This is a genomic window from Thiohalobacter thiocyanaticus (genome assembly GCF_002356355.1).
In the GTDB taxonomy this organism is placed as follows: domain Bacteria; phylum Pseudomonadota; class Gammaproteobacteria; order Thiohalobacterales; family Thiohalobacteraceae; genus Thiohalobacter; species Thiohalobacter thiocyanaticus_A.
This window is the reverse complement of record NZ_AP018052.1, coordinates 2,435,143-2,461,652: the sequence shown is the minus strand read 5'-3', so window position 1 is coordinate 2,461,652 and position 26,510 is coordinate 2,435,143. Positions and strand designations below refer to the sequence as shown.

21 protein-coding genes are annotated in these 26,510 nt (G+C 66.2%); 18 read left to right on the top strand and 3 right to left on the bottom strand.

Annotated features, from left to right (window positions below; all coding sequences use genetic code 11):
* Positions 1 to 18 precede the first annotated feature (18 nt).
* From CFK21_RS11420 to CFK21_RS11410, 3 genes are all read right to left on the bottom strand, one after another.
* On the bottom strand, positions 19 to 891 hold the full coding sequence (locus CFK21_RS11420) for a class I SAM-dependent methyltransferase (RefSeq protein ID WP_096366779.1): 873 nt from the start codon (positions 889 to 891) through the stop codon (positions 19 to 21).
* A gap of 389 nt (positions 892 to 1,280) precedes the next feature.
* On the bottom strand, positions 1,281 to 2,195 hold the full coding sequence (pepA, locus tag CFK21_RS11415) for a flocculation-associated PEP-CTERM protein PepA (RefSeq protein ID WP_096366778.1): 915 nt from the start codon (positions 2,193 to 2,195) through the stop codon (positions 1,281 to 1,283).
* Positions 2,196 to 2,466: 271 nt separating this feature from the next.
* Positions 2,467 to 4,434, bottom strand: coding sequence for a ThiF family adenylyltransferase (locus CFK21_RS11410; RefSeq protein WP_096366777.1), 1,968 nt, complete (start codon positions 4,432 to 4,434; stop codon positions 2,467 to 2,469).
* Positions 4,435 to 4,714: 280 nt separating this feature from the next.
* Between CFK21_RS11410 and CFK21_RS11405 the strand changes: the two genes are divergently transcribed.
* The 18 genes from CFK21_RS11405 to CFK21_RS11320 all read left to right on the top strand — a co-directional run bounded on the left by CFK21_RS11405 (position 4,715) and on the right by CFK21_RS11320 (position 26,469).
* Positions 4,715 to 5,491 (top strand): PEP-CTERM/exosortase system-associated acyltransferase, encoded by a 777-nt coding sequence (locus CFK21_RS11405; protein ID WP_096366776.1) that lies wholly within the window; start codon positions 4,715 to 4,717, stop codon positions 5,489 to 5,491.
* A 284-nt stretch (positions 5,492 to 5,775) separates the two neighbouring features.
* Entirely contained in the window at positions 5,776 to 6,402 is a 627-nt protein-coding gene (locus CFK21_RS11400) for an XrtA/PEP-CTERM system exopolysaccharide export protein (RefSeq protein ID WP_096366775.1), read from the top strand.
* 22 nt (positions 6,403 to 6,424) lie between these two features.
* Positions 6,425 to 7,969, top strand: coding sequence for an XrtA system polysaccharide chain length determinant (locus tag CFK21_RS11395; protein ID WP_096366774.1), 1,545 nt, complete (start codon positions 6,425 to 6,427; stop codon positions 7,967 to 7,969).
* Between the two features lie 13 nt (positions 7,970 to 7,982).
* Positions 7,983 to 8,897, top strand: a complete 915-nt coding sequence (locus CFK21_RS11390) for an XrtA-associated tyrosine autokinase (protein WP_096366773.1) — start codon at positions 7,983 to 7,985, stop codon at positions 8,895 to 8,897.
* Positions 8,881 to 10,422 (top strand): TIGR03016 family PEP-CTERM system-associated outer membrane protein, encoded by a 1,542-nt coding sequence (locus CFK21_RS11385; RefSeq protein ID WP_157745638.1) that lies wholly within the window; start codon positions 8,881 to 8,883, stop codon positions 10,420 to 10,422. The genes CFK21_RS11390 and CFK21_RS11385 overlap by 17 nt, the downstream gene beginning before the upstream one ends.
* Entirely contained in the window at positions 10,422 to 11,501 is a 1,080-nt protein-coding gene (locus tag CFK21_RS11380; RefSeq protein WP_096366771.1) for an XrtA/PEP-CTERM system-associated ATPase, read from the top strand. Before CFK21_RS11385 ends, CFK21_RS11380 begins: the two co-directional genes overlap by 1 nt.
* Before the next feature lie 40 nt (positions 11,502 to 11,541).
* Positions 11,542 to 12,699 carry a non-hydrolyzing UDP-N-acetylglucosamine 2-epimerase gene (wecB, locus tag CFK21_RS11375; RefSeq protein ID WP_096366770.1) on the top strand — a complete coding sequence of 386 codons (1,158 nt, stop codon included), beginning with the start codon at positions 11,542 to 11,544 and terminating at the stop codon, positions 12,697 to 12,699.
* Positions 12,696 to 13,571 carry an XrtA system polysaccharide deacetylase gene (locus CFK21_RS11370; protein ID WP_231971502.1) on the top strand — a complete coding sequence of 292 codons (876 nt, stop codon included), beginning with the start codon at positions 12,696 to 12,698 and terminating at the stop codon, positions 13,569 to 13,571. The genes wecB and CFK21_RS11370 overlap by 4 nt, the downstream gene beginning before the upstream one ends.
* Positions 13,556 to 14,602: a FemAB family XrtA/PEP-CTERM system-associated protein gene (locus CFK21_RS11365; RefSeq protein WP_096366768.1), complete on the top strand. Its 1,047-nt coding sequence runs from the start codon at positions 13,556 to 13,558 to the stop codon at positions 14,600 to 14,602. The genes CFK21_RS11370 and CFK21_RS11365 overlap by 16 nt, the downstream gene beginning before the upstream one ends.
* An 8-nt stretch (positions 14,603 to 14,610) precedes the next feature.
* Positions 14,611 to 15,849: a TIGR03087 family PEP-CTERM/XrtA system glycosyltransferase gene (locus CFK21_RS11360; RefSeq protein WP_096366767.1), complete on the top strand. Its 1,239-nt coding sequence runs from the start codon at positions 14,611 to 14,613 to the stop codon at positions 15,847 to 15,849.
* A 17-nt stretch (positions 15,850 to 15,866) separates the two neighbouring features.
* On the top strand, positions 15,867 to 17,396 hold the full coding sequence (gene xrtA / locus CFK21_RS11355) for an exosortase A (protein WP_172844296.1): 1,530 nt from the start codon (positions 15,867 to 15,869) through the stop codon (positions 17,394 to 17,396).
* An 11-nt stretch (positions 17,397 to 17,407) separates the two neighbouring features.
* Positions 17,408 to 18,556: a TIGR03088 family PEP-CTERM/XrtA system glycosyltransferase gene (locus CFK21_RS11350; RefSeq protein WP_096366765.1), complete on the top strand. Its 1,149-nt coding sequence runs from the start codon at positions 17,408 to 17,410 to the stop codon at positions 18,554 to 18,556.
* Between the two features lie 46 nt (positions 18,557 to 18,602).
* Positions 18,603 to 20,495 (top strand): XrtA/PEP-CTERM system amidotransferase, encoded by a 1,893-nt coding sequence (locus CFK21_RS11345; RefSeq protein ID WP_096366764.1) that lies wholly within the window; start codon positions 18,603 to 18,605, stop codon positions 20,493 to 20,495.
* Entirely contained in the window at positions 20,492 to 21,715 is a 1,224-nt protein-coding gene (locus tag CFK21_RS11340; protein ID WP_096366763.1) for a TIGR04063 family PEP-CTERM/XrtA system glycosyltransferase, read from the top strand. Before CFK21_RS11345 ends, CFK21_RS11340 begins: the two co-directional genes overlap by 4 nt.
* Positions 21,712 to 22,917: a glycosyltransferase gene (locus CFK21_RS11335; RefSeq protein ID WP_096366762.1), complete on the top strand. Its 1,206-nt coding sequence runs from the start codon at positions 21,712 to 21,714 to the stop codon at positions 22,915 to 22,917. Before CFK21_RS11340 ends, CFK21_RS11335 begins: the two co-directional genes overlap by 4 nt.
* Positions 22,918 to 22,930: 13 nt before the next feature.
* A complete protein-coding gene (locus tag CFK21_RS11330) occupies positions 22,931 to 23,779 on the top strand; it encodes a sulfotransferase family protein (protein ID WP_157745636.1) in 849 nt (282 codons plus the stop codon).
* Positions 23,776 to 25,146, top strand: coding sequence for a phenylacetate--CoA ligase family protein (locus tag CFK21_RS11325; RefSeq protein WP_096366760.1), 1,371 nt, complete (start codon positions 23,776 to 23,778; stop codon positions 25,144 to 25,146). Before CFK21_RS11330 ends, CFK21_RS11325 begins: the two co-directional genes overlap by 4 nt.
* Positions 25,147 to 26,469: a putative O-glycosylation ligase, exosortase A system-associated gene (locus CFK21_RS11320; RefSeq protein WP_096366759.1), complete on the top strand. Its 1,323-nt coding sequence runs from the start codon at positions 25,147 to 25,149 to the stop codon at positions 26,467 to 26,469. It abuts the gene before it with no gap.
* Positions 26,470 to 26,510 lie beyond the last annotated feature (41 nt).

The window sequence follows — 26,510 nt, the reverse complement described above, 5'->3', positions numbered from 1 at the left end:
GCCGGACCGCGTCCGGGATCACACCAGGCCGCATTTCATCCCGGCCAGCCGGAAGATGGTTTTCAGATCCTTCAGATCGGTCTTGTGATTCGGCGGCAGGGCGGCGGCGATTGCGGCCAGCGCCGGACGCAGCCGCGCCTGCTCGGTGCTGCGTGCCGCACTCTTTACCGCCAGCATGAAGGGCATGACATGCGGGGCGTAGAGCCGGGCCCGGCCGTCCAGGTGCGCGGTCGCGGCGCGGAAGTCGGCCACACTGAAGGCCGCCTTGAGCGAGTAGAGATAATCGAGCGTGAACAACTCGGGCTGGCGGTCCGCGTACTGGTAGGCAAAGTACTGGATGGAGGCCGGTGACCTGAGCCGGGCGAAATCCGCCAGGTAGATCCCGCCTCCGGGCCTGAGCACCCGGCTGATCTCGCGGAAGGTGGCCTCCAGATGCGCCGGGTCCGGCAGATGGTGCAGGGCCATGGTGGAGAAGACCGCATCCACGCTGTTGTCCTCCAGGGCCTGCAGGCGGCTGATGTCGCTGCGCAGCAGCGAGACATTGTCATACCCCCGTTCCTGGATGTAGCGCTCCGCGATCCCGAGCATTTCATCGGACAGATCGATGCCGGTGAAATTCACCTCGGGGGCGAGTTCGGCCACCATGCCCAGCTGGGTGGCAGGGCCGCAGGCCAGATCGATGGCCCGGTCGCCGGGTTTCAGGATCTCCAGGATATTGGCGCCGTGGAAGAGATAGACCGGCGCCATGACGCCGTCCACGCGTCCGGCCCGGGTATAGGCCGCCACCTTGTCCGGGTCGTCCATGACCAGATCCGGCTCGGGCTCGCGCTCGACCTGGCTGAAGGTGAACAACTCCCGGAGCATGACTCTGGCGATGGCGAGACTGGGCATGGGCGGGGCTCTATCCGGTTGGCTCTCGGTATTGGAAAAGATCTCTCCGCGAAGGCGCAAAGGCGCAGAGACCGTGAGTTTTACCTGACAGTTGCATGAAGAAGCTGTCAGACATCATGTAGTACTGATTTCCGTCATTCCCGCGCAGGCGGGAATCCAGATACCGCTGTGGTGACTGGATCCCCGCCTGCGCGGGGATGACGACGCGGTTATGATAACCGAATATAGGCAATGACCGGGCCTGCTGATAGGAGAAGTTTCTACTGGATCAACAATAGCTGCGTCCTGCGTGCCCTGGCGTCGCTGCGTTGTGATATTTTTGCAGTGTACATAAAAAAAGCCCGCAATCTGAATTGCGGGCTTTTTCGTGAGTGCCTGAGTTGGTGCGATCAGGCGGACTTGCGGCGGCGGCTCGTCAGGGTCAGCCCCAGGATGCCGGCGCCCAGCAGGGCCAGGATGCCCGGCTCGGGGATGCGGAAGCTGCCATCTTCCTCGAAGCAGAAGTTGGTGGCGGAGTTGCCGCAGTTGAAGGCGCCGATGTTGAAGCTGAAGGGCGTGCCGGTGCCGTCCGGATCGGAGTCGAAGTTGGAATCCGACATGCCGATCAGGGTGCCGTCAGCGGTCAGGCTGTCGCCGTCCTTGTCCAGGAACACACCGGGCAGGGCCCAGTCGAGCTCGAAGCGGGCGTCGTCGGAGCCGTCGCCGGTCAGGAAGCTGAAGACACCGCCGTCACCGGCCCTGATCAGGAAGGTGGCGATGTGGGTGCCGTCGTCAGCCTGCGGGGCGGCTGCGGACAGGGCCGACTTGGAGCCGTCGGTGATGTCGTCGATGTAGAACTTCAGTTCACCGGTGGTGCCCGCCATGCCGGCGGCCAGGTGGGTGAACTCGGCGGAGCCGGCGTTGAGCGCGGTGTAGGCGCCGCTCACCTCGAAGGTGAAGGTCATTTCCCAGCCGTTCTGGGCACCGGAGGAGGCGTCGGTGTTGAGCAGGATGGGGGACACGCTGCTGCCGCCGTTGTCGACGAAGTCGCTGATGCGGCCGTTGGCGAAGACGTCGAAGGTCTCGCCGACGCTGGGCAGGCCGTCGCCGTTGGTGTCGTTGGTCACCGACAGCCCCTGGGCCAGGAAGGACATCTGGCTGATCCCGGAGACCACGGTGTGCGGTGTGCCGAGCACGTCACCGGCCACCAGGCCGTCGACGCCTGTCACGTCCAGGGTCCAGTCATCCAGCAGAAAGGCGGCATTGGCCGCGCCGCTGACGGCCAGCATGCTTGCCCCAAGGCTTGCCAAGAGTTGCTTTTTCATTATCCGACTCCCGTTGTACCGATTTTCGAAGGCTGATAGCACGTATCAGGGTTGCCAAGAGCAAAGCAGTTTGCGTGCCAATTTAAAATATGACTAAAAATCATATATTTATTATTGCCGAGGAATGGCGCCGGATGTGAATGTAAAAAAAATGGACATGATCGGGCGTCGGCCATGCCACTCAATTGCGCTGCGCCGGGATGATTTGCCCGGTCAGTTGCAACCAACTGGAAAATATGAAAAATATTCTGTAAAAAAGCCTGACAATCACTCAGTCAGGACGCATGAGGCTGTCCAGGGGCTTGCGTGTCGAGCGTGCCCGGGGCGGGTCGCCGGCGCCGATCCGACCCAGGAAGAGGGCCCGATGGCAGGCCTCCTGGCCGAACAGTTCACGCAGCCGCTGGCTGACCTGGCGCGCGCGCGCGCGGGACGGCGCATGTTCGGTGAAGGGTGTGTCCAGCCGGACGTATTCGTCGAACACCAGCGGCGTGTATTCGGGCTGGAGTTGCAGCCCCAGGCGGCTGGCGGTGAGCCAGAACCGCTGCACGGCCTCGCCGCCGGCGATGTAGTCCCGGTGGTCCACCGGCGGGCGTGGGGCGACGAGCAGGAAATGCGCGCCGCACAGCAGGGCGGGCAGCACATCGAGCTGCAGCCGTGGCATCAGGGTGCCGGCCAGGTAGCGGTTCATGAAGGCCACCCGGTTCCAGCTGCCGAGCACCCATTGCATCAAGCGGGCGGTGAGGTAATCGACCCCCACGGCCTGTTCCGGGATGCGGTCGGTGCTGTAGCGGGCCCCCCACTCGATGATGCTGCTGTGGGTGGGGTAGGCCTCGGGCAGGGTCAGACGCAGCTTGCCGTTCAGTGACAACAGCCCGGCCATCTGCCGCCGCGAGCGCCAGCCCTCCAGCCATACCAGCCCGTAATCCGGCCCGACGGCGGCCTCCAGCCGGGCCTTTTCCCGGGCGGTCAGCGCCCGGGTCGACAGGGGGCGGCGCTGAACAGCCCGGTGGGTGATGAAATGGCGCAGGGGATCGGGACTGACGGTGGGATCCGGCTCCAGCCGTACCCGCAGCCGCGGAGCCTGCTCGTGCGAGTCGGGCTCGAACCCGGCCTGCAGCCGGCAGCCTTCACCGCTGGCCGCGATGCGGGCCGTCGCCAGGAGGGTGCCGACAGCGAGCTGGCTGGCATGGCCGTTGAGGTCATAGACACAGTGGTCACGGGTATCACAGCCCTGAATGATGAACTGGTCGGCGTCGACGCGCTCGAAGGTCCAGGGCTGGGTGTTGTCGCCGCTCGGCGCCCAGCGGGCCAGGTCCAGGACCCGGTCCAGAGTGGCCTCGGGAGGCGCGGCGGCCGGCGGGCTCGGGGCGTCTGCCAGACGCTGCATCTGCCGCCGCGCCAGGGTCAGGGTCAGCCGCTGCAGCGGATGCCGGTTGCCGCCGGGCCGCCAGGTGCGTCGGGCGCGGTTGCGGTAGGCGTCGTACTGGATGCCGTGAGGAGCGGCCAGGACCGGACCGCGGTTGAGCAGGAGCTTCAGCGCCTGGCTGGCGGCGGCGCCGGCGGCCAGTTCGCAGCCCATGCTGGTCGAGGGGCCGCGGTGGCGGGCCAGGTCGATACTGCGCGGATCCACCAGATAGGCCCGATGCAGGCCGGCCGGGGCCAGTCCGACCAGGAAGCGCAGCAGCTGTTGGGTCTCGTCCCGGCCTTCGAGGCAGAAATAGTCCTCGAAGCTCATGCCGCCGGGCAGAAAGCACAGCACCGCCGTGCCCATGCCCAGCGGGGCGGCGGTTACCGCCGGGATGCCCAGCCGGTGGCAGGCGGCGAACATGGCCCGGCGGATGGCCATGGCAAAGAAATCCAGGCCATCGATATACAGATCGCAATCATCCAGAAAGGCCTCCAGGTCGGCCTCGCCGATGCCGGCCGGGAACCGGCGCAGATCCACTTCCGGGTTGATGTCGGCGGCCATCCGGGCCAGCACATCCACCTTGGGCTGTCCCAGGGTGGAGGACATGGCCCCGGCCTGGCGGTTGAAATTGGCCAGTTCGAAGTCATCGAAATCGGCGATGGAGAAGGCGCCCACGCCCAGTCGGCTGAGGGTGAGCAGGTGGCTGCCGCCGACGCCACCCATGCCGGCGATGGCCACGCGCCGGTCGCGCAGGACGGCCTGCTCCCGGGGCGTGACCCAGCCGAGGTTGCGTGAAACGGCTTCCTGATAGTCGTACGCGGGTGGCGTCATTTGTTATATCCGTTGTCCAGCTGCCGGCCGCGGGGCGGAAATGGCCTATTGTATTCTCTTTTGCGGGCTTTGTGACCCGGTTCACGGTTCCGGCTCAATGAATGCGCCTGTCGGGCCGATTTTGACATCAAAGTCTGGTAGGTTTGGCTGTGACCCGTGACACTCCGGGCTGGCCGATGGGCGTAAATGTGAACGATTTAACGGTTGTCCGGCGTCAGAGGGCGTATGTAGTGCTTGTGACAGGTGTTTGATTTTTTTATTTGAATTTTGGGGGTTGGGCATGGATCTGTTAACCAGTTTTTACCGCTATCTCGAAGGAATGGAAGCCACCACCGAGCCGTTGCGCGAACGGGCCCACCGGGTGCGCTACGAGGTCTACTGCCTGGAGCGCGGCTTCGAGGACCCCGCGGCCTTCCCGGACGGGCAGGAGCGTGACGCCTACGATGCCCGCTCGCTGCAGGCCCTGGTCCAGCACCGCAGCACCGGCTATCCCGCCGGCGTGGTGCGTCTGATCCAGCCGGACCCGGATGACATCGAGACCCCCTTCCCGGTCGAACTGCAGTGCGCCGGGATGCTGGACCAGAAGGTGATTGACCGCTTCGGTGTCGACCGGGCGCACCTGGCGGAAGTCTCGCGTTTCGCGGTTGCCCGCGGATTCAAGCGCCGCCCGGGCGAGTCGGGCACGGTCGCCGGTGTGAGCGGCGAACTGGAATATGCCACCGAACAGCAGATCGAGGATGCGCGACGCATCTTCCCCCACATCTCGCTGGGTCTGATTGCGATGCTGTTCGTCATGAGCCGCCGCCGAGGCATCACCCACTGGTACGCGGTGATGGAGCCTTCACTCAGCCGGCTGCTGACCCGGTTCGGCATCAATTTCACCCCCATCGGTCCGATTGTCGACTATCACGGCCGGCGTCAGCCCATGATTGCCCGGCCCGAGCAGCTGCTCGAGACCATCCAGCGCAAGCGCCCTGACTTCCGCGCCCTGATCGACTCCCTCTCCGGCGACCAGCCGACCCTGCGGGTCCCTGCCTCCCGCAGCGCGGCCGGTTGACAGATTCCCGGTGTCAGCCTTGGCTGACACCGGGAATCTGATTTTCCCCTATACTTTCGCACTGTATTGCCGATGTTCTTTACAGTCCGCCGGTACAGCGCCGGCGGCCGCTCCGGGTAGCCCGTCCACGGGCGAGTCGTTACACTGGCCGGGGTGTCAACAAGATCGCCGGTTCCACCGGGAGGGTGGGCACTGCGGCCTGGACATCGGTTGCTTGATAAATAATCAGAATTCATGATGTTGAAAACGTCAACCTACCGCGTTAAGGGGATTCACTCGTGAAAATGGAACTCAGATCACTCGCCTGCAAGTTCATGGCCCTGGCGGCGGCTGCCCTGCTGGGCGTGGCCGGTTGCGCCACCAATTACGAGCAGCTCGGCGGCGAGCCGCCGGCCGTGACCCAGTCGCCCGATTATGTGATCGGCCCGGGCGATTCGGTCAACATCTTCGTCTGGCGCAACCCCGAGTTGTCCAGCACCGTGCCGGTGCGGCCCGACGGGCGCATCACCACGCCTCTGATCGAGGATATCCAGGCCAGCGGTCGTACCCCGACCGAGCTGGCCCGGGTGATGGAGGAGAAGCTGGGCACCTACGTGAAGAATCCGGTGGTGACGGTCATGGTCACCAGCTTCCAGGGAACCTACGACAGCCAGATCCGGGTGGTCGGCCAGGCCTCCGATCCCAAGATCATTCCCTACCGTGACGGCATGACGCTGCTGGATGTCATGATCGCGGTGGGCGGACTGACCGATTTCGCCGCCGGCAACCGCGCCACCGTGGTGCGCAGGGTCGATGGCGAGTCCAGACAGTTCAATGTGCGCATCGACGACCTGATCAACGGCGGCGATATCCGGGCCAATGTCGGCATGATGCCAGGCGATATCCTGATCATCCCCGAAGCCTGGTTCTGAGCCGAGAGAGAAGGTCGCAATCATGCAGGAGCTGCTCGATCAGCTGATCCGTTATGCGCGCGGTATGTGGCGTTACCGCTGGATGATGATGGCCGTGACCTGGCTGGTCTGCATCATAGGCTGGGCGGCGGTGCTGCGCATGCCGGACGTCTACCAGGCCTCGGCGCGGGTGCATGTGGACACCCAGTCCATGCTGCGGCCGCTGCTGCGCGGCCTGGCCGTCGATTCCGGCGCTGTCGAGCAGGTGGGGCTGATCACCCGCACCCTGCTCAGCAATCCCAACCTCGAGCAGCTGGCGCGCATGACCGATCTGGATCTGCGCGCCGAGAATCCGAAGCAGATGGAGGACCTCATCTCGGGCCTGCGCAGCAAGATCCGCATCGAGAGCACACGCAACGAAAACCTCTACACCATTTCCTACACCGACAGTGACCGCAACCTGGCCAAACGGGTGGTGCAGTCGCTGCTGACCATCTTCGTGGAGAATACCCTGGGCCAGAGCCGGGCCGATACCGATGCCGCGCAGGATTTTCTCGACCGCCAGATCGCGGAGTACGAGTCGCGCCTGCGCGAGGCCGAGGACCGGCTGGCCGAGTTCAAGCGTGAGCACGTCGGTATGATGCCGGGGGAGGGCGAGGACTATTACAAGCGCCTGGAGTCGGCGCTGGCCGAACAGCAGAACGCCCAGCTGCAGTTGCGCGAACTGGAGAACCGCCTGGCCGCCCAGCAGCGCCAGCTGCAGGACTTCGAGGAACAGACCAGTGAGTTCACCCTGTACGGCGCCGGCGAGTCGCCGGAACGGGCGGCGCTGGATGCGCGCATCCGGTCGCTGGAGCAGCAACTCGACGACCTGCTGCTGCGCTATACCAACAAGCACCCGGATGTCATCGAGATCCAGGGCCTGATCCGCAAGCTGGAACGGGAGCGCGCGCAGATCAAGCCGCCTTCGGCCGACAGCGGTCAGCAGGCCAATCCCGTCTACCAGCAGCTCAAGATCATGATCGGCGAGACCGAGTCCCAGATCGCCGGACTGCAGGTACGGGTGAACGAGTACGAGGAGCGCGTGGCCAAACTCCGGGAAATGATCAACACCATTCCCCAGGTCGAGGCCGAACTGGCTCGCCTGAACCGGGATTACAACGTCAACAAGGCAAACTACGAGGAACTGCTGGAGCGGCGCGAGGCGGCCAAGCTGTCCAAGCAGGCCGACATCTCGGCCGATGACGTCAAGTTCCGGGTGGTGGATCCGCCGCGGGTGCCGATCGAGCCCTCCGGCCCGCCGCGCGTGATGTTCATGTCGATCGTGCTGGGCCTGGCCTTCGGCGTCGGGGGCGGGATCGGCTTTCTCCTGTATCAGATCCGCCCGACCTTCGAGGATGCCCGCCTGCTCAAGGAACTCACCGGCCATCCGGTGTTCGGCAGCGTGTGCATGATCTACACCGACGACTATCTGAAGAAACGCCGGCTGGCCCTGGCCGGACTGGCCATGGCCACCGTGGGCCTCCTGTGCCTGTACGGTCTGGTGGTCACCGCCGAGATACTGAACCTGAACCTGTTGCGGGCCTGACGGGGAGAGCCGCATGAGCATAATCGAAAAGGCGATGGAGAAGCTGGGCGGTGCGGAGAAGGTCGATACCCCCGAGCTGATCGAAGACACCGCAGCCGCGCCAGAACCTGCGCCCCGGGAGTCGCGCCGATCGACCCCGCACCAGGATTACGCACAGCCGGCTGCGGAGGCGCCCGGTTTCAACGATACCCGCGACCCGGATGCCCAGATCCGGATCGATGCCCTCTATGCGCATGGTATCCTCGATCCCAGCGCCGATCCCAAGGATAACTACATGGCCGAGGAATTCCGGCGCATCAAGCGCCCGGTCCTGGCCCATGTGATGGGGGAGTCGGCCTCTCAGGTCGAGCATCCCAACCTGGTGATGGTCACCAGTTCGGTGGCCGGCGAGGGCAAGACCTTCACCGCCATCAACCTGGCCATGAGCATCGCCATGGAGATGGACAAGACGGTGCTGCTGGTGGATGCCGATATCGCCAAGCCGGAAGTGACCTCGCGCCTGGGGGTGTCGGCCCGTCAGGGCCTGACCGACGTGCTGCTCGGTGAGTGCCGGGTGCAGGATGCCCTGCTGCGCACCAATGTGCCCAGCCTGAGCCTGCTGCCGGCGGGCAAGCGTCACACCCATTCGACCGAACTGCTCGGTAGCAGCAACATGCGCCGGTTGGCCGACGAGTTGTCATTGCGCTATCCGGACCGGGTCATCATCTTCGATTCACCGCCGCTGATGCTGACCAGCGAGGCCCGGGTGCTGGCCGGGCTGATGGGGCAGATCCTGGTGGTGGTCGAGGAATCCAGGACGCCGCAGCGCATCGTCACCGAGGCCCTGGGCATGCTGAATGACTCCGAGATCGTCGGCCTGGTATTGAACAAGAGCCACCGCACATTCGGAGGGGACTACTACGGTTATGGTTATGGATACGGCCAATAAGAACAAACGTCCACAGGGATACGTGCTGGTTCCGGCCCTGGTCTCGCTCCTGCTCAGTCCGGCGGTTCTGGCCGAGGAGGAGGAGTTGGCGCAGGGCTGGCAGGTGACGCCGCGCCTGACCCTGAGCGAGACCTTCACCGATAACATCGAACTGGAACCGGACGGCGACGCCGACCTGGTGACCGAGGTCAGCCCCGGGGTGAACCTCAGCAAGCAGGGCGGCCGCTCCCGGGTGGAATTCGATTACGAGCTGCAGGGGCTGTTGTTCGCCGATACCAGTTCCAGTAACGACATCAATCACAAGCTGTTCGGGGCCGGCCAGTTCGAGCTCAAGCCGGACTGGTTCTATCTGGATACCCTGGCCACCTACACCCAGCGCAACACCAACCAGTCCGGACGCCTGTCGCTGGACACGGTGACCGGCGCCGGCGATCTGGACGATGTCGGCACCCTGCGCATCAGTCCCTATCTGGTGCACGATTTCGGCGGCCAGGTGGAAGTCCTGGCCCGCTATACCCGCGACGAGATCCGCTATGAGAGCGGCGGCGCCTCCGACTCCAGCGCCGACGGCGCCGATATCAACCTGGCCAGCGGCCGGTTCTGGCGCGTGGTGACCTGGTCCCTGAACCACAACCGCAACCGCATCAGCCGCAGCAGTGCACCCAACGCCAGCTTCGAGTCCACCCGTGCCGATGTCGCCTACCGGCTGACCGACAGCTTCCGGCTGCTGGCCCGCGCCGGCAACGAGGACAACGATTATCCCAGTTCCCGCCAGGTGGAGAACGGCAGCTATGTCGCCGGCGGTGCCCTGTGGCGTCCCAGCCGTTACTACGCCATGGAGGCCCTGTACGGCGAGGAGTACAAGACCGCCACCCTGCGGCTCAACCCCACCCGCCGCACCGATGTGGAGATCACCTATTACGACCGCGACGTCGGCACCCTTCTGGGCGCGGCCTGGGATGCGCGTATCCGCCACCGCGGGCCGGCGCTGACCCTGAGCGCCACCTATAACGAGGACACCACCACGGTGCAGCAGGCGGAACTGGAGCGGGGCTACCTGGATCTCTTCACCGGCGAGGTGAGTTTCGACCAGCCGCAGCCAGGATCGTTTTTCCTTCCCGTCGACGTGCTGGTGTTGACCGACGAGATCATCGAACGTAAACGCGCCAGCGGCACCGCCAGCTACGACACCGGCCGCAGCACCTTCACCGGCCGCATCTTCAACGAACGTCGGCTGTTCCTGACCAGCCGCACCACCGAGCGGGTCAACGGCGGCGACGCCGCCTGGCGCTGGGCCTATGACGGCACCACCGATTTCATCCTGCGCGGCGGTCTGGTCAACACCCTGCGCGCCAGCGGCACCCAGGACGACCGGCTCTGGTTCGCCCAGTGGTCGGTGGAACACGACTTCACGCCCCGGGCCCGGGGCTCGCTGGAACTGCGGCGCACCGAGCAGGAGTCGGATCGCGCCGCCAACGAGTACGAGGAAAACCGCATCACCGCCAGAGTGCGGATGGAGTTCTGATGTACGAGCGCTTCTACAATCTGAAATCCAAGCCCTTCCGGCTGAGTCCGGATCCGCGCTTCCTGTTTCAGAGCCGGGGCCATTCCAAGGCGCTGGCCTACCTGCGCTACGGACTGCAGCTGGGTGAGGGCTTCATCATCATCACCGGCGACATCGGCACCGGCAAGACCACGCTGGCGCGCGCCCTGCTCAACAGCCTGCAGCAGGAAAACATCATCGCCGCCCAGATCGTCACCACCCAGCTGGAATCCGACGACCTGGTGCGCGCGGTGGCCACCGCCTTCGGCCTGCAGAGCCAGGGTGCGGACAAGGCCCAGGTGCTGCGCAATCTGGAGACCTTCATGACCGCCCGCGCCCGCGAGGGCAAGCGGCTGCTGCTGCTGGTGGACGAGTCGCAGAACCTGCCGGCGCGCTCGCTGGAGGAGTTGCGCATGCTGTCCAACTTCCAGGTCGGCGAGAAGGCGCTGCTGCAGAGCTTCCTGCTCGGACAGGGCGAGTTCCAGTACACCCTGCAGTCGCCCGGCATGGAGCAGTTCCGCCAGCGCGTGATCGCCTCCTATCACCTCGGGCCGCTGGAGCAGGAGGAGACCATCGACTACGTCAAGCACCGGCTGCGGCTGGTCGGCTGGCAGGACGATCCGGTCATCACCGAGCCCGCCTTCGCCGCCATTCATGAATTCAGCGATGGCGTGCCCCGGCGCATCAACAACCTCTGCGACCGCCTGTTCCTCTACGGTTGTCTGGAGGAGATCCACGAGTTCAATGCCGATACGGTCCAGTTCGTGGTCGAGGAGCAGCGCCAGGAAACTCCGGACCTTGACCGCATCGCCCGCACCGCCCAGCCGGCCCCGCACAACCGGCTGGCGGAGCCCGCCCCGGAAGCCGACCGTCCCAGCAACACGGTCACCGACACCGAGCGGCGCCTGATCGCGCTGGAGAAGAAGGTCGAGGCGCTGGAGGAACGGGTACGCAAGGACCGCGACCGGATGCAGAAACTGATCATGATGGCCATGCTCTCCGGCGACGACGTCGATTATTCCGAGGCCCTGGAACAGTTGAAGAAGGCCGACAAGGCCTGATCCCTGCGTCGTTCATCCGCCACTGACAGGTCCTGCATCCATGAGTGCCAACGCCCGTCCCAAACTGCTGTGTGTCGTCGGTGCCCGACCCAATTTCATGAAGATCGCGCCCCTGATGGCGGCTTTCCGCAGCGGTCCGCAGCCGCTCACCGCCACCCTGGTGCATACCGGCCAGCATTACGATGCCGCCATGAAGACCGCCTTCTTCGATCAGCTCGGCATCCCGGAGCCGGACATCGACCTGGGGGTCGGCTCCGGCAGCCACAGCCAGCAGACCGCCGAGATCATGCGCCGCTTCGAGCCGGTGCTGGAGGCCGAGGCGCCGGACGCCGTGCTGGTGGTCGGCGATGTGAACTCCACCATCGCCTGCGCCCTGGTGGCGGCCAAGCAGGGCGTGCCGGTGATCCATGTCGAGGCCGGGCTGCGCAGCTATGACCGCGGCATGCCGGAAGAGATCAACCGCGTACTGACCGATCAACTCTCCGAACTGCTGTTCCTGACCGAGGCCGGCGCCCGCGACAACCTGCGGCGCGAGGGCATTGCCGACGAGCGCATCCATTTCGTCGGCAATGTGATGATCGATACCCTGCTGGGGCATCTGTCCCGGGCAGTGCCGGCCGAACAGACCCTGGAACGTGCCGGCGGCATGGGCTTTCTGCAGGATGGCCGCGGGTTCGGCGTACTCACCCTGCACCGGCCCTCCAATGTCGATGAACCGGTCGTGCTCAGACGTCTGCTGGGGGTGATCCGTGAGCTCAGTACGCGCACGCCCATCGTCTTCCCCATGCATCCGCGCACCCGTGCCCGCGCCCGCGATATGGGCCTGATGGAACTGCTCGAGACCCCGGACATCCTGACCCTGGAGCCGCTGGGCTACCTGGAACTGCTGGGGCTGATGTCCCGTGCCCGCCTGGTCCTGACCGATTCCGGCGGCCTGCAGGAGGAAACCACCGCCCTGGGCGTGCCCTGCATCACCCTGCGCGAGAACACCGAGCGGCCCATCACGGTCAGCCAGGGCACCAACACCATCGTCGGCACCGATGTGGCGCGCATTCGCGCCGTGGTCGAGGAGACGCTGGCCACCGGCGGCAAGCGCGGCCGGGTGCCCGAGTTGTGGGACGGTAAGGCGGCCCAGCGCATCAAGCAGATCATCCTCGACTGGCACGACCGACGGGAGGCCGCCAGGGCCGTTTCATGAGTACTGTTCGCTCTGCCTGTGCCAACGCCATGACCGTGGACGTGGAGGACTACTTCCAGGTCTCGGCCTTCGAGCCCTTCATCCGCCGCGACGACTGGGAGCAGTTGCCGCGCCGGGTCGAACGCAACACCGCGCGCATCCTGGACCTGTTCGGCCGGGCCGGGGTGCGCGCCACCTTCTTCACCCTGGGCTGGGTGGCCGAGCGCCATCCGCAGCTGATCCGGCGCATGGTGGCCGAGGGCCACGAAGTGGCCAGCCACGGCTTCCAGCACACCCGGGTGACCCAGCAGGGACCGGAGGATTTCCGCGCCGACGTGCGCCGGACCAAGGCGCTGCTGGAGGACATCGCCGGCGTGCCGGTGACCGGTTACCGCGCCGCCAGCTATTCCATCGGCCGCGACAACCTCTGGGCCCTGGCGGTACTGGAGGAGGAAGGCTACCGCTACAGCTCCAGCATCTACCCCATCAACCATGACCTCTACGGCATGCCCGAGGCGCCGCGCTTCGCCTTCCGGGTCAACGGCGGCGACTTCGTCGAGGTGCCCGTCACCACCCTGCGTCTGGGCGCGCGCAACCTGCCCTGCGGTGGCGGCGGCTATTTCCGGCTGCTGCCCTACCGGATCTCGCGCTGGGCCATGCGCCGGGTCAATCAGGATGACGGTCAGCCGTGCGTGTTCTATTTCCATCCCTGGGAGATCGACCCGGACCAGCCGCGTCAGCCGGGGCTGAATGCACGGACCCGGTTCCGGCACTATCTCAATCTGCGGCGCATGGAGGCGCGCTTGCAACGGCTGCTGACGGATTTCGCCTGGCAGCGCATGGACGAGACCTTCACCCCGGCAGCGAGGTTCCCCGCATGGAACGCGCCGTGAGCGACACCGTACAGATCCGCGAACTGGATGACGCCAGCGCCGGGCGCTGGGACGCCTTCGTGCAGCAGTGTCCCGAGGCCACCTTCTTTCATCGCGCCGGCTGGAAGCGCGTCATCGAGCGCACCTACGGCCACCCCATGACCTGCCTCTACGCCGAGCGCGACGGCGACATCCAGGGCGTGCTGCCGCTGGGGCAGCTGAAGAGCCTGTTGTTCGGCAATTCGCTGGTCAGCACCCCCTTCTGCGTCTATGGTGGGGTGGCCGCCGCGGATGAAGCCGCGCGCCAGGCCCTGATCGCGGCGGCGGTCGAGCGGGCGGAACGCCTGCAGGTCGATTTCCTGGAACTGCGCCACCCGCGCGCGACCTGCAGCGACTGGCCGACCAAGGATCTGTATGTCACCTTCCGCAAGCCGCTGGATCCGGATCCGGAGGTGAACCTGCAGGCGATTCCACGCAAGCAGCGCGCCATGGTGCGCAAGGGCATCCAGGCCGGTCTGGTCAGCGAGATCGACGCCGACGTGGAGCGGCTCTACGACGCCTACTCCGAGAGCGTGCGCAACCTGGGCACGCCGGTGTTTCCCCGCAGCTTCTTCGAGAATCTCAAGCAGGAATTCGGCGACGACTGCGAGATACTGACCGTGCTCAAGGACGGCGAGACCGTGGCCGCGGTGATGAGCTTCTATTTCCGCGACCAGGTGCTGCCCTACTATGGCGGCGGCAAGGCCAGCGCCCGCCAGCTCAAGGGCAACGACTTCATGTACTGGGAACTGATGCGCCGCAGCTGCGAGCGCGGCGTGCGTCTGTTCGATTACGGCCGCAGCAAGCAGGGTACCGGTTCCTACAGTTTCAAGAAGAACTGGGGCTTCGAGCCCGAGCCGCTGTATTACGAATACCACCTGGTCCGGGCCACGGACATGCCCAACATCAGCCCGACCAACCCCAAATACAAGCTGTTCATCGACCTGTGGTCGAAACTGCCGCTGGGATTGAGCCGTTCGCTCGGGCCCTATCTGGCCAAATACCTGGGATAGTGTGTCTCATGGAACGGATTCTCTATCTCGCTCACCGCATTCCCTACCCCCCGAACAAGGGGGACAAGATCCGGTCCTATCACGTCCTGCGTTATCTGGCCGAGCGCTATCAGGTCTATCTGGGCGCCTTCGTCGACGACCCGCGCGACTGGCGCTATGCCGAAACGCTGCAGCGCTGGTGCCGCCAGTGCCGGCTGCTGCCGCTGCCGCCGCGTCGGGCACGACTGCGCAGCCTGCGCGGGCTGCTTACCGGTGCGCCGCTGACGCTGCCGTACTACCGCGATGCGCGCATGGCGGACTGGGTGCGGCAATGCGTGGCGGAGCAGGGCATCGAGACCGCCTTCGTGTTTTCCTCTTCCATGGCCCAGTATCTTGACGCTGATGAGTTCACCGGCCTGCGGCGGGTGATCGACTTCGTGGACGTGGATTCGGACAAGTGGGAACAGTACAGCCGTGCCCAGCGCTGGCCCATGAGCTGGGTCTACCGGCGCGAGGGACGCCGGCTGGACCGCTACGAGCGCCGCATCGCGCAGTGCTTCGACGCCAGCGTGTTCGTCTCGGCCGAAGAGGCGGCCCTGTTCGCCCAGCGGGTGCCGGCCGCATGCAATATCGGCTATTACGACAACGGCGTGGACTGGGGCTATTTCACCCCGCGGCCGGAGATCGACAGCCCCTTTGATCCCGGGGCCCGGGTGCTGGTGTTCACCGGCGCCATGGATTACTGGGCCAACGCCGATGCGGTGAACTGGTTTGCCAGCGACATCTTCCCGGCCGTGCGCGAGCAGGTGCCGGATGCGCTGTTCGCCATCGTCGGCGCGCGGCCGACCGAGGCGGTCAGGCGGCTGGAGCGCCTGCCCGGGGTGCGGGTGACCGGGGCGGTGGAAGACATCCGGCCCTATCTCGAGCATGCCCATGCCGCGGTCGCGCCGCTGCGGATCGCCCGCGGGGTGCAGAACAAGGTGCTCGAGGCCATGGCCATGGCCCGGCCGGTGATCGCCAGCCCGCAGGCGCTGGACGGCATCGATTATCCCGTGGGCGCGGACCTGCGCCGGGCCGAGACCGAGGCGCAGTTCGTGAGCGCAGCGGTGGAGTTGCTGGGCGAACGCCAGACCGCGCCGGCTGCGCGCGACTGGATCCGGCGCCGCTACGACTGGGACATCAACCTGTCACGTCTGCAGGCGATGCTGGATCCGGGGACAGGGCGGGCAGCGGACGCGCTGCTCGCAGGGGCCGTACCGGGGGGATGATGAATCAGTCGACGAGCATGCAGATGCAGGCGTCGGGCGTGCAGCAACAGCTGCTGCTGTTCGTGGTCGCGCTGCTGTCCCTGCTGGCGTTCTATCACCAGACCCTGGCCGGGATGATCGATATCTGGTCGCGTTCCGAGACCTTCGCCCACGGCTTCCTGATCTTTCCCATCGTGCTGTTCCTGGTCTGGCGCCGCCGCGAGCACCTGGCCGTGACGCCGGTGGCGGCCGACGCCCGGGCGCTGTGGCTGCTGCCGCTGCCGGGGCTGCTGTGGCTGCTGGCCGAGGTGGTCGATGCGGCCGTCATCAGGCAACTCGGCTTCATTGCCATGATCCCGCTGCTGGTGTGGGCGCTGCTCGGCTGGGCGGTGGTGCGCCAGATCGCCTTTCCGCTGTTCTTCCTGATCTTCGCCGTGCCCATGGGTGAGGGCCTGATTCCGCCGTTGATGGACTTCACCGCTGTGTTCACGGTGAGTCTGATCAAGCTCAGCGGCATCCCCGTCTACGTGGAAGGAACCTATTTCAGCATTCCCAGCGGTAACTGGTCCGTGGTCGAGGCCTGCAGCGGCATCCGCTACCTGATCGCCTCGCTCACCATGGGGGCACTGTATGCCTATCTGAACTACACCAGCCTGCGGCGGCGGATCCTGTTCATCCTGTTCGCCATCGCCCTGCCCATCCTCGCCAACGGCCTGCGTGCCTACATGATCGTGATGATCGCCCATCTCAGCGACATGAAGCTGGCCCTCGGGGTGGATCACTTCATCTATGGCTGGGTCTTCTTCGGCATCGTGATGCTGCTGATGTTCTGGATCGGCAGCTTCTGGCGCGAGGAACCCGAGCCGGTACCGGCACCGGCCGGGCGTGCGGGGGCGGCTGCGGGCGGCGCTCCGCGTTATGGCCTGTTCGCGCTGCTCATCCTGCTGCTGGCCGCCTGGCCGGTGGCCGCGCAATTGCTGGAGCGCGATATCGGTCTGGAGCGGGAGCGCATCGCCCTGACGCTGCCCGAAGCCGCCGCGGGCTGGCAGCGGGTCGAGCCCTTCACCGATTGGCAGCCCGACTATCGGGGCATGGACGCCGAGGCCCTGGGCTTCTTCGCGCAGGGCGAGGCCAGCGTGGGCGTGTATCTGGCCTATTACGCCCGGCCGCGCCAGGGGGCGGAGCTGATCAATTCGCAGAATGTGATGATTGCGCAGAAACACCCGGTCTGGCATCAGGTGGGCGAATCCCGGGTCAGCGTCGAGGGCGGCCCCGGCCGGGTCATCCAGACCCGGCTCAAGTCCGCCGCCCAGCGGCTGCTGATCCACGACTGGTACCGGATCGGCGGCCACCACACGGCCAACCCCTACCTGGGCAAGCTGCTGGAGGCCTGGGAGCGGCTGCGTGGCAACGGCCGCCCCTCGGTCGGCATCGTGATCTTCACCGAGGAGGATCCGGCCGGCAGCACCGACCGCGAGGCGTTGCGCCGGTTCCAGCGTGACCTGCTGCCGCGGCTGGAGGCGCGCATCGAACTGGCCTGGCAGCGCAGCCGGGAGGGTGACGGATGAGTCGGGCGGCCATGCCGCCCACGTCCCTGACCATACTGCATGTCGTTTATCACTTTGGCGTGGGCGGTCTCGAGAACGGTGTGGTCAACCTGATCAACCGGCTGCCGCGCGAGCGCTTCCGGCACCATATCGTCAGCCTGACCGACTACACCGATTTCAGCCGCCGCATCGAACGCGACGACGTGCAGATCCATGCCCTGCACAAGCGTCCCGGCCACGACTGGCGCATGTATGTGCAGCTCCATCGGCTGTTCCGGCGCCTGCGGCCGGACATTGTGCATTCGCGCAATCTGGCTGCGATGGAGGCGCAGCTGCCGGCCTGGCTGGCCGGCGTACCCTGCCGCATCCATGGGGAACACGGTCGCGATGTGCTGGATGTGGATGGCACCAACCGCAAGTACATCCTGCAGCGGCGACTGCTCCGGCCCTTCATTCACCACTTCATCCCCCTGTCGCGCGATCTGGAGCGTTATCTCGACACGCGCATCGGCGTGCAGCCGGCGCGGCTGACCCGTATCATCAATGGTGTGGATATCGGGCGTTTTCACCCGGACGGCGCGCAGGCGCGGGCCCGGCTGCCGGCTGGTTTCGCTGCTGCCGACAGCATCCTCATCGGCACGGTCGGGCGCCTGGCCGCGATCAAGGACCAGCACAGCCTGGTCCGGGCCTTTGTCCGGCTGCAGCGGCTGGCGCCGGAGATCAGTTCGCGCCTGCGCCTGGTGCTGATCGGGGAGGGCGGTGAACGCGCCCGGCTGGAACAGGCACTGGAGGCGTCCGGCCTCCTGGCGCAGGCCTGGCTGGCCGGGTCACGCGACGACGTGGCGGAACTGCTGCCGGCGCTGGATCTGTTCGTGCTGCCCTCGCTGGCCGAGGGGATTTCCAATACGCTGATGGAAGCCATGGCCTGCGGCCTGCCGGTGATCGCGACCGATGTGGGAGGCAATGCTGAACTGGTGCTCGACGGCGAGACCGGCGCCCTGGTGCCGCGCGCCGATCCCGAGGCGTTGGCACAGGCATTGAAGCCTTATGTGCAGGATGCCGCTATGCGGGAACGGCACGGCCGCGCCGCCCGCCGGCGCGCCGAGACCGAATTCAGTCTGGAGCGGATGGTGGAACGCTACCGGGCTGTGTATGAGCAGCAGTGCCCGGGTAACTCATAATGAATGGATTGGAGTATTTCGTGGCGATTTTTTCAGGGTCAGCAACATGTGCGGCATAGCCGGTATATTCGATACCCGGGGAATGATGTCCATCGACGAGGGTCTGCTCTCGCGCATGAACGAGTTGCAGTTCCATCGCGGCCCCGACGAGGGCGGCGTGCATGTGGAGCCCGGCGTCGGTCTGGCGCACCGGCGCCTGTCCATCATCGACCTCTCCGGCGGTCATCAGCCGCTGTTCAATGAGGACGGCAGCGTGGCCGTGGTCTACAACGGCGAGATCTACAACTTCCACGAGTTGACCGATGAACTGATCAAGGCCGGGCACCGGTTCCGGACCCGCTGCGACACCGAGGTCATCGTGCATGCCTGGGAGGAGTGGGGCGAGGCCTGCGTCGAGCGGTTCCGCGGCATGTTCGCCTTCGCCATCTGGGATCGCAATCACCAGACCCTGTTCCTGGCCCGCGACCGGCTGGGCATCAAGCCGCTGCATTATGCGCTGCTGCCCGACGGGCGCCTGCTGTTTGCCTCCGAGATCAAATCGCTGCTGTGCGACCCGGTGCTGTCGCGCGAAATCGATCCCTATGCGGTGGAGGATTACTTCGCCTTCGGCTATATCCCCGATCCGCGCAGCATCTTCAAACAGGTCAGCAAGCTGCCGCCGGCGCACTGCCTGACACTGCGGCGCGGCGAGGCCCCGTCGGCGCCGCGCGCCTACTGGGACGTGCCGTTCCAGGACAACGGCCTGCGCAACCCGGAGGAGGCCAAACGCGAACTGGTCGAGCGGCTGCGCGAGGCGGTCAATATCCGCATGATCGCCGAGGTGCCGCTGGGGGCCTTTCTTTCCGGCGGGGTCGACTCCAGTGCCGTGGTCGCGCTCATGGCCGGCCTGTCCGACGGTCCTGTCAACACCTGCTCCATCTCCTTCGGCGATCCGGCTTTCAACGAAAGCGAGTATGCCGCCCGGGTGGCCGAGCAGTATCACACCCGGCACCAGGTCGAGGAGGTCAATCCGGACGACTTCGAACTGATCGACCGGCTGGCTACCCTGTATGACGAGCCCTACGCCGACAGTTCCGCCATGCCCACCTACCGGGTGTGCGAACTGGCGAAGCGGCGGGTGACGGTGGCGCTGTCCGGCGACGGCGGCGACGAGAACTTCGCCGGTTACCGTCGCTATCGCTGGCATATGGACGAGGAGCGCTTCCGCGGCCTGCTGCCGGGCTGGCTGCGCGGGCCGCTGTTCGGTACTGCCGGGCGCCTGTACCCCAAGCTGGACTGGGCGCCGCGCTACCTGCGGGCCAAATCCACCTTCCAGGCGCTGGCGCGCGACAGCCTGGAGGGCTATTTCCACAACTTCTCCATCCTGCCGGATGCGCTGCGCCGCCAACTTTACAGCACCGAACTGAACCGGGACCTGGGCGGCTATCGCGGCATCGAGGTGTTCCGGCGCTACCTGGACAACGCGCCCGAGCATCCCCTGTCCCGGGTCCAGTACCTGGACATGAAGACCTATCTCGCCGGGGATATCCTGACCAAGGTGGATCGGGCCAGCATGGCCCACAGCCTGGAGGTGCGGGTACCGGTGCTGGACCACAAGTTCGTGGAATGGGTCTCGGGCCTGCCGCCGCAGCTGAAGCTGCACAAGCGCGAGGGCAAGCTGATCTTCAAGCGGGCCATGGAGCGCTACCTGCCCGATGACATCCTGTACCGGAAGAAGATGGGCTTCGCCGTGCCGCTGGCGGCCTGGTTCCGCGGCCCGCTGCGGGAGAAGGTCCGCCGCAGCCTGCTCGGTCCCGACCTGCTGGACACCGGCCTGTTCAATCCGGACTTCATCCGCCGGCTGGTCGATCAGCACCAGTCGGGCCAGCGCGATCACAGCGCCGTGCTCTGGTCGCTGCTGATGTATGCCTCCTTCCAGCGCCAGGTCATGAACGCATGAAGATCCTGCATGTGCTCGACCATTCCATCCCGCTGCACAGCGGCTATACCTTCCGCACCCGGGCCATCCTGACCCAGCAGCACCGGCTGGGCTGGGAGACGGCACACCTGACCAGCCCCAAGCACAATGCCCCGGCCGGGGTCGACGGCGGCGAGGAGGACAGCGACGGGCTGCATTTCTATCGCAGCCGCACGCCGAGCGGGCCGCTCACACGCATCCCGCCGCTGGATCAGTGGGCGGTGGTGCAGGCGACCCTGGCCCGGCTGCGCGAGGTCATCCCGCGCGAGCGGCCCGATATCCTGCATGCCCATTCACCGGCCCTGAACGGTCTGGCCGCCCTGCGCGCCGGGCGCGAGTTCGGACTGCCGGTGGTCTACGAGATCCGTGCCTTCTGGGAGGACGCCGCGGTCGATCACGGCACCAGCCGCGAGGGCGATCTGCGCTATCGCCTGACCCGCGCCCTGGAGACCCATGTGGTGCGCCGCGCCGACGCCGTGACCACCATCTGCGAGGGGCTGCGCGGTGATCTGGTCGCCCGTGGAGTCGCAGCAGGAAAGATCACCGTCATCCCCAATGCCGTGGATATCGAACGCTTCGCGTTCGATCTGCCGCGGGACGCGGGACTGGCTGCCGAACTCGGCCTGGAAGACAAAGTCGTGCTGGGTTTCATCGGCTCCTTCTATGCCTACGAGGGCCTGGCGCTGCTGCTGGAGGCGATGCCGGGCCTGCTGCGGGCGCGCGCCGACATCAGATTGCTGCTGGTGGGCGGCGGACCGCAGGCGGAGAAGCTCAAGGCCCGCGTCGCCGGACTCGGACTCGAGGCGCAGGTCATCTTCGTCGGCCGGGTGCCGCACGACCAGGTGCATCGCTACTACAGCCTGGTGGATGCCTTCGTCTATCCGCGCCTGCCCATGCGCCTGACCGAGCTGGTCACGCCGCTCAAGCCGCTCGAGGCCATGGCCCAGGGCAAGCTGGTGGTGGCCTCGGACGTGGGCGGGCACCGCGAACTGATCGAGGACGGGGTGACCGGGCAGCTGTTCCGCGCCGGTGATCCGCAGGCCCTGACCCGCGCCGTGCTGGCGCTGCTGGATGACCGCCACAACTGGCCCGGAAGACGCCGGGCGGGCCGGGACTTCGTGGAGCAGGAACGCAACTGGGCCGTCAGCGTCGGGCGTTATCAATCCGTGTACACGCGCCTGCTCCAGGGTGCGGCGGGATGAGCGGGGGACCGCGGCTGCTGGTGTTCACCACCCTGTTTCCGCACCCCGGCCAGCCGCACGCCGGCCTGTTCATCCGCGAGCGCATGTTCCGGGTCGCCGCCCACTGCCCGCTCACCGTGGTGGCGCCCGTGCCCTGGTTTCCGCTGCAGGGGCTGATCCGCCGCTTCCGGCCGCATTACCGTCCGCCCGCCCCGCGGCACGAGATCCAGCAGGGCATCGAGGTGTACCATCCGCGCTTTCTGGCGCTGCCCGGAATCGGCCGGCGCTTCGACGGCCTGATGCTGGCGCTGGGCAGCCGCCGGCTGCTGCGCCGTCTGGACCGGCAGGGCCGGGTGGACCTGGTCGATGCCCATTTCGGCTATCCCGACGGCTATGCCGCCGTGCGTCTGGGACGCTGGCTGCGGCGTCCGGTGACCCTGACCCTGCGCGGCACCGAGCCGCGCCACAGCCGCACCCCCGGCCTGCGGCCGCGGCTGCTGCAGGCGCTGCGGGGGGCGAGCCATGTCATCAGCGTGTCGGATTCCCTGCGCCGGGTGGCGATCGGACTGGGGGTATCACCGGACAAGGCCACGGTGGTGGGGAACGGCGTGGACACCGACCGGTTCCAGCCGGTGGACCGGCACGAGGCGCGCCGCCGGCTGGGTCTGCCGGCGCAGGCGCAGGTGCTGGTTACCGTGGGCGGGCTGTGCGAACGCAAGGGCTTTCACCGGGTGATCGAGCAGCTGCCGCAGCTGCGCGAGCGGTTCCCCGGGTTGCGCTATCTGGTGGTCGGCGGGCCGAGCGCCGAGGGCGACTGGAGCGACCGACTCAAGGCGCAGGTGGCGACTCTGGGGCTGGAGGCGCAGGTGCAGTTTCTCGGCAGCCTGCCGCCGGAGCAGCTCAAGGGCGTGCTCAGCGCCGCCGATGTGTTCGTACTGGCCACCCGCAACGAGGGCTGGGCCAACGTGATCCTCGAGGCCATGGCCTGCGGCCTGCCCGTGGTGGCCACCGACGTGGGCGGCAATGCCGAGGTGGTCAATGCGCCGGAACTCGGCCGCATCGTGCCCTTCGGCGACGGCGAGGCGCTGCGGGCCGCGCTGGCGGCGGCACTGGAGCATGACTGGGATCGCCAGGCCATTATCGACTACGCCCGCGCCAATCGCTGGGAGACACGGGTCGAGGCCCTGCTCGGGATCTATGCCCGGGTGCTGGGGAAGGTGTGACAGGACGCTGGGGATGGGACGACGCGCAACAGCTTACTACCTCGGCCGGCTGGAACTGGAGTTCTGGCTGCGGCTGAAATGGCTGGTGCAGCACGCCTGGCACGGGCCGCGCCGGCGCGGCCCGGCGGCGGTGAGTTTCATCGCCGGGGTGCAGCGCTCGGGTACCAACATGCTGATGGATGTGCTGGAACAGAGCCTGCTCACCGATGTCTATCACGAGCGCGATCCCCGTGCCTTCGACAACTACAGTATGCGCGAGACCGATATCATCGCCGCCCTGCACGCGCGCTGCCGGGCCCCGCATTTCATCATCAAATCCCTGTGCGAACTGCAGCGGCTGCCGCAGCTGCGCCAGCGCTTTCCCGGGACACGTATCGTCTGGATCGTGCGTCACTACGACGACGTGGTCAATTCCATGCTGGTCTCCTTCCGCAATCACGCCAGCCAGATCCGGCGCCTGGCGCAGGACAAGCTCGCTGTCGACTGGCGCGGCGAGGGCATGTCCGATGCCACCCAGGCCCTCCTGCGGCGCTTTGCGGGTCCGGAACTCAGTGATGCCAGCGGTGCCGCCCTGATGTGGTATCTGCGCAATGTGTTGTTCTTCGAGCAGGGTTTCGACCGGGACGAGAAGGTGCTGCTGGTCAGCTACGAGCGACTGGTGGCGATGCCGCAGGCCGAGTTCGCCCGCATCTTCGCCTTCCTCGGGCTGCCGTACCGGCCCTGGCACAGCCGCCGGGTGGTGGCCAGTTCGGTCGGCAAACGCCAGCCGCCGGCGATCGAGCCCGCAGTGCGGGCGGAATGTGATGCCCTGCTGGCACGGTTTCACGCACTGCTGCCGGCTGCGCCCGGGGAGGCGGCATGAGCGGCGTCTACACCCGGCTGGTCTCCGGCCTGCTGTTTCCTTTGCAGGAACGGCTCAAGGGCCACAGTACGGTGGCGGTGCGCCGCGCGCTGGAGGCCTCGCAATGGTGGCCGACGGCACAATTGGCCGAATACCGGCTGGAGCGGCTGCGCGCGCTGCTGCTGCATGCCGGCCGCCGGGTGCCCTATTACCAGAGACTGTTCGCCGACCACGGTTTTGATCCGGCGACGGTGACCGATGTCGCCGACCTGCAGTCGCTGCCGCTGCTGGGCAAGGCCGACATCCGCGCCCATCTGGACGGGCTCAAGGCGCGGGATGCCCGCGGCCTGGCCCGGTTCAACACCGGCGGTTCCAGCGGTGAGCCGTTGATCTTCTACATCGGAACCGAACGGGTCAGCCACGATGTCGCCGCCAAGTGGCGCGCCACCCGCTGGTGGGACGTGGATATCGGCGATCGCGAGATCGTCATGTGGGGCTCGCCCATCGAGTTGGGCGCACAGGATCGCCTCCGCAGGCTGCGTGATGGCCTGATGCGCACCCGGCTGCTGGCGGCGTTCGAGATGTCGCCGGAGAAGGTGGCGGGCTTCATCGACCAGATCCGTCGTTTCCGTCCGCGCATGCTGTTCGGCTACCCGTCGGCGTTCGCCCATATCGCCCGCCAGGCCGAGGCCGATGGCAGCCGGCTCGACGATCTCGGCATCCGGGTCGCCTTTGTGACCTCGGAGCGCCTGTATCCGGATCAACGCCAGCTGATCGAGCGCGTGTTCGGCTGTCCGGTGGCCAACGGCTATGGCGGCCGCGACGCCGGCTTCATTGCCCACGAGTGCCCCGCGGGCGGGATGCACATCACCGCCGAGGACATCATTGTCGAGACAGTGGACGCGAACGGTGAGCCGGTCCCGCCGGGCACGGCGGGCGAGGTCGTGGTGACGCACCTTGCCACGCGGGATTTTCCCTTCATCCGTTATCGCACGGGCGATGTCGCCGTGCTCGGCAGCGCTGCCTGCAGCTGCGGCCGGGGACTGCCGCTGCTGGAGGAAATCCAGGGGCGGACCACGGATTTCATCGTCGCCCGTGACGGCACGGTGATGCACGGGCTGGCGCTCATCTACGAGGTGCGTGACCGGCCCGGCGTGCAGGCCTTCAAGATCGTGCAGGAGTCGCTCGATCTCACCCGGGTGCTGCTGGTCACCGATGCCGGTTTCGATCCGGCCGCGATCGGGCAGATCAGGGCCGCCTTCGGTCAGCGGTTGGGTGAAGGGGTCGAGATCCGGGTGGAGCAGGTCGACAGCATCCCGCCCGAGCGCAGCGGCAAGTACCGTTATGTGGTCAGTCAGGTGGACTCGCAACAGGGAAGGAACGTCTAGATGCCGATTCGCGATATCGCTGTCACCGTGGCCGTGCTGGCACTGCTGCCGTTGATCCTCCGGCGTCCTTACATCGGCATCCTGGCCTGGTCCTGGATCGGCTACATGAACCCGCACCGTCTGGCCTATGGTTTCGCCCGCGAGGCACCCTTCGCCATGATCATCGGCGCCACCACCCTGGTCGCCATGCTGTTCATGAAGGAGAAGATCCGCCTGCCCTGGAGCCGGGAAACGGCTGTGCTGCTGTTATTCGTGCTGTGGATGTGCCTGACCACCGTATTTTCATTGCAGCAGGAGTATTCCGTCCTGCAGCTGGAGAAGGTGGTCAAGATCCAGGTGATGACCTTCGTCACCATGATGCTGATGCTGCATCGGGACCGGCTCGATCTCCTGGTGTGGGTGATCGTGCTCTCGCTCGGATTCTACGGGGTGAAGGGGGGTATCTTCACCCTGATGACCGGCGGCGGCTATCACGTCATGGGGCCGCTGGGTTCCTTCATCGGCGGCAACAACGAACTGGGGCTGGCCATGATCATGACGCTGCCGCTGATGCGCTACCTGCAGCTGCAGCGGGACAGGAAATGGCAGCGCAACCTGTTCACCGCGGCCATGGCGCTGACCGTGATCGCCATCCTCGGGACCCAGTCGCGCGGTGCCCTGGTCGGGCTGGCGGTCATGGCGGTGGTGCTTATCCTGAAGAGCCGGCGGCGCTTCGCCCTGCTGCTTCTCGCGGCTCTGATGGTGCCGGTGGCGATGACCGTCATGCCCGAGAGTTGGTTCGAACGCATGCATACCATCAAGGAGTATGAGGAGGATCAATCCGCCCAGGGCCGGATCAATGCCTGGCACTTCGCCGTCAACCTGGCGCAGGACCGCCCCCTGGTCGGCGGCGGCTTCGAGGCCTTCCACTGGCGCAATTTCCGCTACTATGCCCCTGATCCGCACGACGTCAAGGATGCGCACAGTATCTACTTCGAGGTGCTGGGCGAACACGGCTTTGCCGGCCTGTTGATCTACCTGCTGCTGGGTTCCTTCACCTGGCGATCGGCGACCTGGATCATCCGCAATACCCGTGAGCGAGGGGATCTGCTCTGGTCGCGGGACCTGGCGGCGATGATCCAGGTGAGCCTGGCGGGGTATGCCAGCGCCGGCGCCTTTCTGGGGCTGGCTTATTTCGATCTTTATTATCACCTGATTGCGATGATCGTCATCCTCAGGGTGCTGGTGCGGCAGCAGCTGGCACAAGTACCGCAAGCGCAACCGGAGGCGCAATCGGCGAAAGGAGGGCGGCGCCGGCAACGCGCGGCCCCGTCAGGCGCATAGGAGACAGCGGATATCGTCGGCTGTCATGGGAGCTGCGCGGC

Excerpts from the sequence above, each read along its gene's own strand:
- CFK21_RS11420 (WP_096366779.1), bottom strand. The coding sequence starts at position 891 with ATGCCCAGTCTCGCCATCGCCAGAGTCATGCTCCGGGAGTTGTTCACC.
- pepA (WP_096366778.1), bottom strand. The coding sequence starts at position 2,195 with ATGAAAAAGCAACTCTTGGCAAGCCTTGGGGCAAGCATGCTGGCCGTC.
- CFK21_RS11410 (WP_096366777.1), bottom strand. The coding sequence starts at position 4,434 with ATGACGCCACCCGCGTACGACTATCAGGAAGCCGTTTCACGCAACCTC.
- CFK21_RS11405 (WP_096366776.1), top strand. The coding sequence starts at position 4,715 with ATGGATCTGTTAACCAGTTTTTACCGCTATCTCGAAGGAATGGAAGCC.
- CFK21_RS11400 (WP_096366775.1), top strand. The coding sequence starts at position 5,776 with ATGGAACTCAGATCACTCGCCTGCAAGTTCATGGCCCTGGCGGCGGCT.
- CFK21_RS11395 (WP_096366774.1), top strand. The coding sequence starts at position 6,425 with ATGCAGGAGCTGCTCGATCAGCTGATCCGTTATGCGCGCGGTATGTGG.
- CFK21_RS11390 (WP_096366773.1), top strand. The coding sequence starts at position 7,983 with ATGAGCATAATCGAAAAGGCGATGGAGAAGCTGGGCGGTGCGGAGAAG.
- CFK21_RS11385 (WP_157745638.1), top strand. The coding sequence starts at position 8,881 with ATGGATACGGCCAATAAGAACAAACGTCCACAGGGATACGTGCTGGTT.
- CFK21_RS11380 (WP_096366771.1), top strand. The coding sequence starts at position 10,422 with ATGTACGAGCGCTTCTACAATCTGAAATCCAAGCCCTTCCGGCTGAGT.
- wecB (WP_096366770.1), top strand. The coding sequence starts at position 11,542 with ATGAGTGCCAACGCCCGTCCCAAACTGCTGTGTGTCGTCGGTGCCCGA.
- CFK21_RS11370 (WP_231971502.1), top strand. The coding sequence starts at position 12,696 with ATGAGTACTGTTCGCTCTGCCTGTGCCAACGCCATGACCGTGGACGTG.
- CFK21_RS11365 (WP_096366768.1), top strand. The coding sequence starts at position 13,556 with ATGGAACGCGCCGTGAGCGACACCGTACAGATCCGCGAACTGGATGAC.
- CFK21_RS11360 (WP_096366767.1), top strand. The coding sequence starts at position 14,611 with ATGGAACGGATTCTCTATCTCGCTCACCGCATTCCCTACCCCCCGAAC.
- xrtA (WP_172844296.1), top strand. The coding sequence starts at position 15,867 with ATGCAGATGCAGGCGTCGGGCGTGCAGCAACAGCTGCTGCTGTTCGTG.
- CFK21_RS11350 (WP_096366765.1), top strand. The coding sequence starts at position 17,408 with ATGCCGCCCACGTCCCTGACCATACTGCATGTCGTTTATCACTTTGGC.
- CFK21_RS11345 (WP_096366764.1), top strand. The coding sequence starts at position 18,603 with ATGTGCGGCATAGCCGGTATATTCGATACCCGGGGAATGATGTCCATC.
- CFK21_RS11340 (WP_096366763.1), top strand. The coding sequence starts at position 20,492 with ATGAAGATCCTGCATGTGCTCGACCATTCCATCCCGCTGCACAGCGGC.
- CFK21_RS11335 (WP_096366762.1), top strand. The coding sequence starts at position 21,712 with ATGAGCGGGGGACCGCGGCTGCTGGTGTTCACCACCCTGTTTCCGCAC.
- CFK21_RS11330 (WP_157745636.1), top strand. The coding sequence starts at position 22,931 with ATGGGACGACGCGCAACAGCTTACTACCTCGGCCGGCTGGAACTGGAG.
- CFK21_RS11325 (WP_096366760.1), top strand. The coding sequence starts at position 23,776 with ATGAGCGGCGTCTACACCCGGCTGGTCTCCGGCCTGCTGTTTCCTTTG.
- CFK21_RS11320 (WP_096366759.1), top strand. The coding sequence starts at position 25,147 with ATGCCGATTCGCGATATCGCTGTCACCGTGGCCGTGCTGGCACTGCTG.